An 8,294-nucleotide genomic window follows, 5' to 3' on the forward strand; every position below is an offset into this window, starting at 1 on the left:
AGATCACGTCGCCCTCGAGCAGGGCGTTGCCGGTGACCACCTTGGGCGTGAAGGGACGGGCCATGTCAAAGCGCCTCCTGTTCGGCGTGGATCTGTCTTGTGCGGGGCAGCTCGACCGGACGGCCGGCGCGCGGGGCGAGTCCCAGCAGCATCAGCGCGGGGCCGGTCAGCTCGGCCGCGGCGACGCGGTCGGGCAGGGTGCCGATGGTCGCCTCGACGATGCGCTGCGCGGGCAGCGAGGCGTTCTCGACCACCGTCACCGGCGTGTCGGGATCGGCGCCGTGCATCAGCAGGCGGCCCTGGACGAAGCGGGCTGCGCGCTTGCCCATGTAAAGCGCCGTGACCTCGCCGTCGCGGGCGATGGAACGCCAGTCGTGCTCGGCCAGGCCCTTGACGTCGTGGCCTGTCATGAAGCGCACGTCGTCGTTGCGCCCGCGCTTGGTCAGGCTTTGGCCGATGGCGGCGGCGCTGGCCGAGGCGGCGGTTATGCCGGGGATCACGTGCCAGTCGATGCCCGCGGCGTCCACGGCGGCGATCTCCTCGTCGAGGCGGGCGAAGACGACCGGGTCGCCGCCCTTGAGGCGCACGACCTTGGCGCCGGCCTTGGCGTGCTCGACGATCAGCGCGTCGATCTCGGCCTGGCCCATCGACGGGCCGAAGCCGGTCTTGCCGGCGTCCACCAGCAGCGCCTCGCGCCGCGCCAGTTCCAGGATCGCGGGGCCGACCAGCCGGTCGTGGATCACCACGTCGGCCTTGTCGAGCGCACGGCGCGCCTTGAGCGTCAGAAGCTCGGGATCGCCCGGGCCCGCGCCGACGAAGGCGACCTCGCCTGGTTCGTCGCGTCGGGCCAAGTGGCGCGCCAGCAGGCCGTTCAGCGCCTCGCGCGCGGCGTCCTCGCCCTCGGCGATGGCACGGGGCCCGGCGTCGAAGTAGTAGTCGGCCCAGAAGTCGCGGCGCGCGCGCCCCATGGGCAGTTTCTCGGCCATGCGGCGGAACGCCTTGCCGATCCGAGCGAGCGGGCCCAGCGTGACCGGCAGCCGCGCTTCGAGATCGGCCTTGATCGCGCGGGCCAGCACGGGGGCGGCGCCCTCGGTCCCGATCGCGACCGTCACGGGGTCGCGGTCGACGATGGCCGGCGTGATGAACTGGCTGTCGCCCAGGTTGTCGACGATGTTGGTCAACGCGCCGTCGGCGCGGGCCAGCGCCACCGTACGCGCATCCTCGACCGGATCCTCGTCGGCGGCGTAGAACAGCACGGCGCATAGCGCGTCGCCCGGCGCCATCGCCCGGCGCACCAGCCGCAGGCGGCCGGCGTCGTGCCAGGCGGCGATTTGTGGATCGGCGTCCTCGGCGAACACGGTCAGGTGCGCCTCGGTCTTCAGCAGCAGGCGCAGCTTGGCCAGTGCGGCCTCGCCGCCGCCCGACAGGACGACCCGGCGCCCGGCTAGCGCCACGAAGATCGGAAAGTGCTGCATCTGCGACTCCGGCTGTGCGTTTGTAGCCATACAGATAGGAAATTTTCCCGGATCGACGCCAGTGGGTTGCCCGATTAAGAACATTCGTTCTATATTGCGCGATAAGTCAGGAGCGGTATTTGCCGATCCGCCCGCAGGAGAAAACGCCGTGAAGATCGACGCCACCGACCGCAAGATTCTGTCCGAGCTTCAACGCGATGCCGCCCAGTCGCTGGACGAGATCGCCAAGGCCGTGGGCTCGTCCAAGACGCCCGTCTGGAACCGCATCCGCAAGATGCGCGAGGCAGGGATCATCGGCGCGCAGACCGTCTCGCTCGACGCCGAGGCCTTGGGATTCGAGGCGACGTTCTTCGTGCTCATCCGCACGTCCGAGCACGAGGCGGATTGGCAGCGTCGCTTCCTGCACGCGCTGCAGGCCCGTCCCGAGGTGCAGGAGGCGCACCGTCTGGCAGGCGATATCGACTACATCCTCAAGGTCCGGGTGAAGAACGCGCGCGCCTACGACGCCTTCTACCAGGCGCTGATCTCCGAGGTGAAGGTGCACAACGTCACGGCACTTCTGTCGATGGAAGAGATCAAGGCGACCACCGCGCTGCCGCTCTAGACGGTCACGCCTCGACGAAGAGCGTCTCCAGTCCGTGGAAGTGGTAGAGGTCCGCGTAGCGCGGCGGTGCGGCCAGGCGCAGGCCGGCGCAGCGGTCGAACAGGATCGGCAGCGCCACCTGCATCTCGAGCCGGGCCAGCGGCGCGCCGACGCAGAAGTGCATCCCGCCGCCGAAGGCCACGTGGTTCGCTACCGCGCACGCCGGATCGAACACGCCCGGGTCAGCCCGCAAAGCCGGGTCACGCGCCGCCGCACCCAGCAGCAGCGCCACCCGGTCGCCGCGGGCCAAGCGGTGTCCCAGCACCTCGACATCCTCGTAGGCGTAGCGCGTGAACATGTGCAGTGGCGGGTCGAAGCGCAGGATTTCCTCGGTGACGGCGGCGGCGGTCTCGGCGGTCGGTGTCACGCCGTGCTCCAGCAACGCCTTCACCCCGTTGCCCAGGCTGTGCACCGTCGCTTCGTGTCCGGCGTTCAGCAGCAGCACGCACGTGGCGATCAGCTCGTCGTTCGACAGGCGCGCGCCGTCCTCCTCGGCCGTAATGAGCGCGGTGATCAGGTCTTCGGCGGGCGCCTTGCGGCGCTCCTCGACGTAGCGGCGCAGGAAATCGGCGAAGTCGCGCGCGGCGGCGTTGGCCGCATCTTCGACCGCGCGGTCGCGGCGCGCCTGGTACATTGCCACCATGTCCGCCGACCAACGCAGCAATTGCGGCGCCATGTCCTCGGGAACGCCCAGCAGGCGGCAGATCACGGTCACCGGCACCGGGCGGCAATAGGCGTCGAGCAGGTCGAACCGGCCGGCCGGGAAATCGTCGATCAGCCGGTGGCACAGCGCCTCGATCTCGGGCGCGAGCGCCTTGATCCGGCGCGAGGTGAAGGCGCGCAGCACCAGTCCGCGCAGGCGGGTGTGGTTGGGCGGCTCGAGCTCCAGCATCGAATGCGCCTCGATCGCGTAGAAGTCGGCACAATGTTCCGGGGTGGGTGTCGCATGCTCGGGCGGCACCTCGCGCCCGAAGCGGCGATCGCGCAGCAGCGCGTGGACGCCCGCGTGCGTGGTCGCGCAGGGCAGGTCGTATTCGTCCCACAAGACCAGCGCGCCGGCCGCGCGCATGCGGTCGTAGGCCGGGTAGGGATCCTGCACGAACGCCGGCTCCGTCGGGCTTTGCGAAAACCGCGGCAAGCTCATGCGCCACGCTCACTTTCTTCTGCCTGGAAATATCCCGGGGAAGTCCCGCAGGGACGGGGGCAAAGCCCCCTCGCGCCCGACGGTTCAGGACGCGGCGTCCAGCGCCTCGACAATCGGCCCGAAATCCGCGGCCTTGAGCGACGCGCCGCCCACCAGCGCCCCGTCGACGTTCGAGACGGCGAAGATCTCGGCCGCGTTCGATCCCTTGACCGAGCCGCCGTAGAGCAGGCGCATGCCTTCGGCCTCGGCGCCGAAGCGGTTCTTGAGGCGCTCGCGCATCGCGTCGTGCACTTCGGCGATCTGGTCGTTGGTGGGCACCTTGCCGGTGCCGATGGCCCAGACGGGTTCGTAGGCGATCACGGTGGTGGCCGCCGTCGCGCCATCGGGCACCGAGCCGTCGAGCTGCGCGCCGATCACGTCCAGCGTCTCGCCCGCCTCGCGCTGCGCCAGCGTCTCGCCCACGCAGACGATCGCCACCAGCCCCGCGGCCCAGGCGGCCTCGGTCTTGGCACGCACATCGGCGTCGGTCTCGCCGTGGTCGGCGCGGCGTTCGGAATGACCCAAGATGACGTGGGTGGCGCCCGCATCGGCCAGCATCGCCGCCGAGACGTCGCCGGTATGCGCCCCCTTTTCGGCGGCGTGGCAGTCCTGCCCGCCCACGGCGATGCCGTCGACGCGGCCAGCCGCTGCGGCGATCAGCGTGGCGGGGGGACAGATCAGAACCTCGGACGGCCCCTTGGGCGCGCCCAAGGTATCGACCTCGGCCAAGGCCGCGCGCGTTCCGTTCATCTTCCAGTTGCCTGCAGCCAACTTGCGTCGCATGGGACCTCCGTTCGGTTTGCGCCCATCATCGGCGGCAAGGCCGGGAGGTCAAGCAGGTTGCCGCGACGCGCCTCAGCCCTGTGCCTGGCGCTCGGCCTCAAGCTCTTCGACGTCCTTGAACTTGATCGACTCGCCGCAGCCGCAGGCATCGGCGACGTTCGGGTTGCGGAACTTGAACGCCGATTCCAGCAGGCTGGTCTCGTAGTCGATCTCGGTCCCCAACAGGAACATCTGCGCCATCGGCGCGATGAGCACGCGCGCGCCGTCCTGTTCCACCACCTCGTCGGCGGGCTCGGCCTCGTCGACGTAGTCCATGGTGTATTCCATGCCCGCGCAGCCGCCCTTCTTGACGCCGATGCGCAGGCCGTGGCGGCCGTCGCGCTCCATCAGCTTGCGGATCTGGGCGACCGCCTTCGGCGTCATGGTCACCGCCTGCTTGCCGGGAATGCCGAACATCGTGCTCTCCTTGCTTTGGGCCCAATCTAGGGTGTCGCGGCGTCCGACACAACGGGGCGCCCCGTCGCAAGGGCCGCGAACGCGAACGGGGCCGGCGCGAAGGCCGGCCCCGAAGCTGTCGAGCGGTCCGCAGACCGGGCAGGGGCGTCAGAGGCCCTTGCAGTTGGCGTAGAAGGTCGTCGTCGCCGGCCAGTCCGAGAACACGCCCGCGACGCCCACATCCTGCGCCAGCACGTCGAGCACCTCGAAATAGTCGCCGTCGCTGTCGATCGCGTCGGTCACGGTGTGGTAGTACCAACCGCCGCCATTCGCCAGCGGGCCCGAGCGTTCGAGCGTCCAGGTGATGATCTCGATGTCGGCCTCGGTCAGCGCGGTGGCCAGCTCGGACGGCACCATCTCGCCCGCGTCGTTCAGCGTCAGCAGGAACGGAATCGCCGGGGCGACGTAGTTCACGCCCTGTGCCTTCAGCTCCGACGGCTCGAAGCCCCAGGTGGACGCGTCCATACCGTCCAGCCCCTCGATCGAGCTGTCGTCGATCAGGTAGACCGCCTGCGCGCCGAACTCGGGCTCGGCCTCGATCCAGTACATCACGTCGTCAAGGTTGAACGATTGCGGCCAGACGCGCGACGGGTCGATGCCGGCGTCCTTGTATTCGTCGATCAGCTTCTGCGCATAGTCTTCCTGGCTGAAGCCGTCATAGGGCATCTCGACCGACGGCGATTTCAGCTCGGGTGTGAAGTCGGCGCCGAGGCTGTCGAACAGCGCGATCGATTCCGCGTGGGTCAGCAGCGTCGCGTCATCGACATAGAGGTCGGTGCGCCAGTCGGCGGTGCCGCCGAGGTAGTCCTCGGCCGTCGTGGCCTGCGCGTTCGACGCGTCCATCTTGGGCTCGAGCGTCTGGAACTCGGCCAGCGTCAGGTCCGACGTGCGGCATTCGGCGGTGGCGCTGGCGTCGCCGCTGGCGGGGGTGAAGGGCGTGGTGCACTTCTCGGCCAGGTCGGTGGCGACGATGTTCGTCGTGGTGTGCAGGTCGTTCTGCGCGTGGCGGCAGACCAGTTCCTTGTCCGCGGTGAAGGTCACGTCGCATTCGAGGATGCCTGCGCCCATCGCCGCGGCGGCCATGTTCGATTCCGCCGTATGCTCGGGGAACATCATCGGCGCGCCGCGGTGGCCGATCGAGAACGCGGTGCGTTCGGGCGTGTTGCCGAGGCAGGCGGCCAGTTCGTCCTTCAGCGGGCCGTCGGCCATCTTCGAAACCAGGAAGGCCGGGCGCACGCCGTAGCTCAGGCCGGCCTTGGCCATCGCGTCGGCCGCCATGTGGCTTTCGGCGAAAGCCGGTGCGGCGACCAGCGCGCAGATGGCCGTCATGCAGAATTTGTTCATCGGAAACCTCCAGTTGGATGCGCACGTCATGCGCGCCGCGTGTAACGGGTCGTCGACAGGTTCGTGACGGCACCGTGACGGTCGGACGAAGGTTTGCTGACAGGAGGTCGGCGAAATAAGGCCTTGCGATGATCCCCAACCGTCCTGCGAAAACGCGAACGGCCGACGCGATCGCGCCGGCCGTGGAATTCGTGGCAATGCTGCCCATGGGGCAGGGCCTTACATGAAGCCCAGCTCCAGCCGCGCCTCGTCGGACATCATGTCCATGCCCCAGGGCGGATCCCATGTGATCTCCACATCGACCTGCTTCACGCCCGGCAGCGGCTCGATCGCTTCGCCCAGCCATCCCGGCATCTCGCCTGCGACGGGACAGCCCGGGGCGGTCAGCGTCATGGTGACGTTGACGGCGTTATCGTCGCTGATCTCGATCGTGTAGACGAGGCCGAGATCGTAGATGTTCACCGGAATCTCGGGGTCGTAGACCGTGCGGCAGGCCTCGACCACCTGATCGTACAGCGGATGGTCGGTGGTCGACGGCGCGATCAGCGGCGCACCTTCGATCTGCGGGCTCTGGTCTGTCACTTGGGCGATCCTCGTTGATGCAAGCCTTAGCGTTTATATAGGAAAAGCCGACGTCCGGGTAAAGGGCGCAGCGCCGCGACACCTAGTCCTCTCCGCCCTCGCGCATGCCCTGGCGCGACCGCACCGGGGCAGGGCGCACGCGGGCCTCTATATGGTCCATGACCAGCCCCGCGATGTTCTTCTGCGTCGCGGTCTCGATCCCTTCCAGCCCGGGCGACGAGTTGACCTCGAGCACCTTCGGCCCGGTCTCGGACCGCAGCAGGTCGACGCCGGCGATGCCCAGCTTGAACGCCTTGGCGGCGCGCAGCGCGGTTTCGCGTTCCTCGCGGGTGATGCGCACCACCTTGGCCGAGCCACCGCGATGCAGGTTCGAGCGGAAGTCGCCCTCGGCCCCGGTGCGCTTCATGCTGGCCACGACCTTGCCGCCGACCACCAGGCAGCGGATGTCCTCGCCGGCGGATTCCTTGACGAAGTCCTGCACCAGGAAGTTGGCCTTGAGGCCGCGGAACGCGTCGATCACCGATTGCGCGGCCTTCTTGGTCTCGGCCAGAACGACGCCCTTGCCCTGGGTCGATTCCAGCAGCTTGACGATCAGCGGCGCGGTCCCCACCAGCCGCATCAGGCTGTCGGTGTCCTTGGGGCTGGCGGCGAAGGCGGTGTTGGGCATGCCGATCCGGTGCCGCGCCATCAGCTGGTGGGCGTAGAGCTTGTCGCGCGAGGCGGTGATGCCGTCGCTGCCGTTCAGGCAGAACGTGCCGATCGTCTCGAACTGGCGGATGACGGCGGTGCCGTAGCTGGTGATCGAGGCGCCGATGCGCGGAATCACCGCGTCGTAGCGCGGCAGGCGCTTGCCATCGTAATGCACCTCCGGCGAAAGCGCGTTGATCGCCATGTAGCAGCGCGTGGTGTCGATCACCTCGACGCTGTGGCCGCGCGCCTCGCCCTCCTCGACCAGCCGGCGGGTCGAGTAATTGTCCTCGCGCGACAGCACCGCGATGCGCAGCGCGCGGTTGGGCGCAGTCTGGCGCAGCCCGGCGCGCGTATAGACGTCGTAGCTGAGCTTGGGCTGCTGGAAGCGGTCGGTGGCCACGATGGTGATGTGGTCCTTCAGCGCCTCGCGCCCCAAGAGCATGCGCGACGCCATCCGGTCGCGGTTGGTCAGCGTCATCTCGATGCGCCAGCTTTCGTCGCCCACCCGCAACGACGAGGCTATCACGTAGCGGGATTCGCTCTCGCCGTTGGACGAGGTCACGGTGCGCCGGTCGATCACCCGGGCCGAGCATGGGATCACCAGATCCTCGCGCCCGGGGACCGGATGCACGGTGAACCGCACCTTGGGCGCGTTGGCGGGCCCGAAGGTCTCGATGTCGTAGGCGTGCAGCGCCGAGGTGCGCGCGCCGGTGTCGACCTTGGCCTTCAGCGCCGGCAGCCCGAGGTCAGGCAGCGCGACCCATTCTTCCCAGCCGAAGCGCAGCAGGGGCTGGGCGTTGTCGCTGATCTCGTTCATGCGGTCTCTCCACAAATGGACCCCAGCGGTATCAAGCACGCGCCGGGGTCACAAGGCGGGCCTGGCGGTTCTCGTGCGCGGGGGGCGCGCGAATCCGGGTGATTTCACCGTCCCTGCGGGGCTTACGAAGGGTCCGTGAAATTCCTGCGTCGAGGCGCCGGAAAACCGCTTGACGGGGCAGGGTGCGGATCATAGAAGCCCCACACGCCGGGTGACGCGCCCGGGTTTGGGCGGTTGTAGCTCAGTTGGTTAGAGTACCGGCCTGTCACGCCGGGGGTCGCG

8 protein-coding genes are annotated in these 8,294 nt (G+C 68.7%); 1 reads left to right on the forward strand and 7 read right to left on the reverse strand.

Features of this window, described 5'->3' with window-relative positions; genetic code table 11:
* Positions 1-65 precede the first annotated feature (65 nt).
* Positions 66-1,475, reverse strand: a complete 1,410-nt coding sequence (gene cysG / locus ACFDTC_RS16345; RefSeq protein WP_375259947.1) for a siroheme synthase CysG — start codon at positions 1,473-1,475, stop codon at positions 66-68.
* A gap of 148 nt (positions 1,476-1,623) precedes the next feature.
* On the opposite strand from cysG, the gene ACFDTC_RS16350 reads away from it, so the two are divergent.
* Positions 1,624-2,079 (forward strand): Lrp/AsnC family transcriptional regulator, encoded by a 456-nt coding sequence (locus ACFDTC_RS16350; RefSeq protein WP_375259948.1) that lies wholly within the window; start codon positions 1,624-1,626, stop codon positions 2,077-2,079.
* Between the two features lie 4 nt (positions 2,080-2,083).
* Here ACFDTC_RS16350 and ACFDTC_RS16355 read toward each other — a convergent pair whose 3' ends face one another.
* From ACFDTC_RS16355 to rimK, 6 genes are all read right to left on the reverse strand, one after another.
* The gene (locus ACFDTC_RS16355) at positions 2,084-3,256 is read right to left on the reverse strand and encodes a cytochrome P450 (RefSeq protein ID WP_375259954.1); all 1,173 of its coding nucleotides are present in this window, start codon (positions 3,254-3,256) and stop codon (positions 2,084-2,086) included.
* A gap of 90 nt (positions 3,257-3,346) precedes the next feature.
* A complete protein-coding gene (tpiA, locus tag ACFDTC_RS16360; RefSeq protein ID WP_375259949.1) occupies positions 3,347-4,084 on the reverse strand; it encodes a triose-phosphate isomerase in 738 nt (245 codons plus the stop codon).
* Between the two features lie 72 nt (positions 4,085-4,156).
* The gene (locus ACFDTC_RS16365) at positions 4,157-4,540 is read right to left on the reverse strand and encodes a HesB/IscA family protein (RefSeq protein ID WP_375259950.1); all 384 of its coding nucleotides are present in this window, start codon (positions 4,538-4,540) and stop codon (positions 4,157-4,159) included.
* A 147-nt stretch (positions 4,541-4,687) separates the two neighbouring features.
* Positions 4,688-5,923 carry a glycerophosphodiester phosphodiesterase family protein gene (locus ACFDTC_RS16370; protein WP_375259951.1) on the reverse strand — a complete coding sequence of 412 codons (1,236 nt, stop codon included), beginning with the start codon at positions 5,921-5,923 and terminating at the stop codon, positions 4,688-4,690.
* Positions 5,924-6,142: 219 nt separating this feature from the next.
* The gene (locus ACFDTC_RS16375; RefSeq protein ID WP_375259952.1) at positions 6,143-6,505 is read right to left on the reverse strand and encodes an SUF system Fe-S cluster assembly protein; all 363 of its coding nucleotides are present in this window, start codon (positions 6,503-6,505) and stop codon (positions 6,143-6,145) included.
* 82 nt (positions 6,506-6,587) lie between these two features.
* The gene (gene rimK, locus ACFDTC_RS16380; protein ID WP_375259953.1) at positions 6,588-8,012 is read right to left on the reverse strand and encodes a 30S ribosomal protein S6--L-glutamate ligase; all 1,425 of its coding nucleotides are present in this window, start codon (positions 8,010-8,012) and stop codon (positions 6,588-6,590) included.
* Positions 8,013-8,294: the final 282 nt, after the last annotated feature.

It is taken from the genome of Citreimonas sp. (assembly GCF_042096055.1).
In the GTDB taxonomy this organism is placed as follows: Bacteria; Pseudomonadota; Alphaproteobacteria; order Rhodobacterales; family Rhodobacteraceae; genus Citreimonas.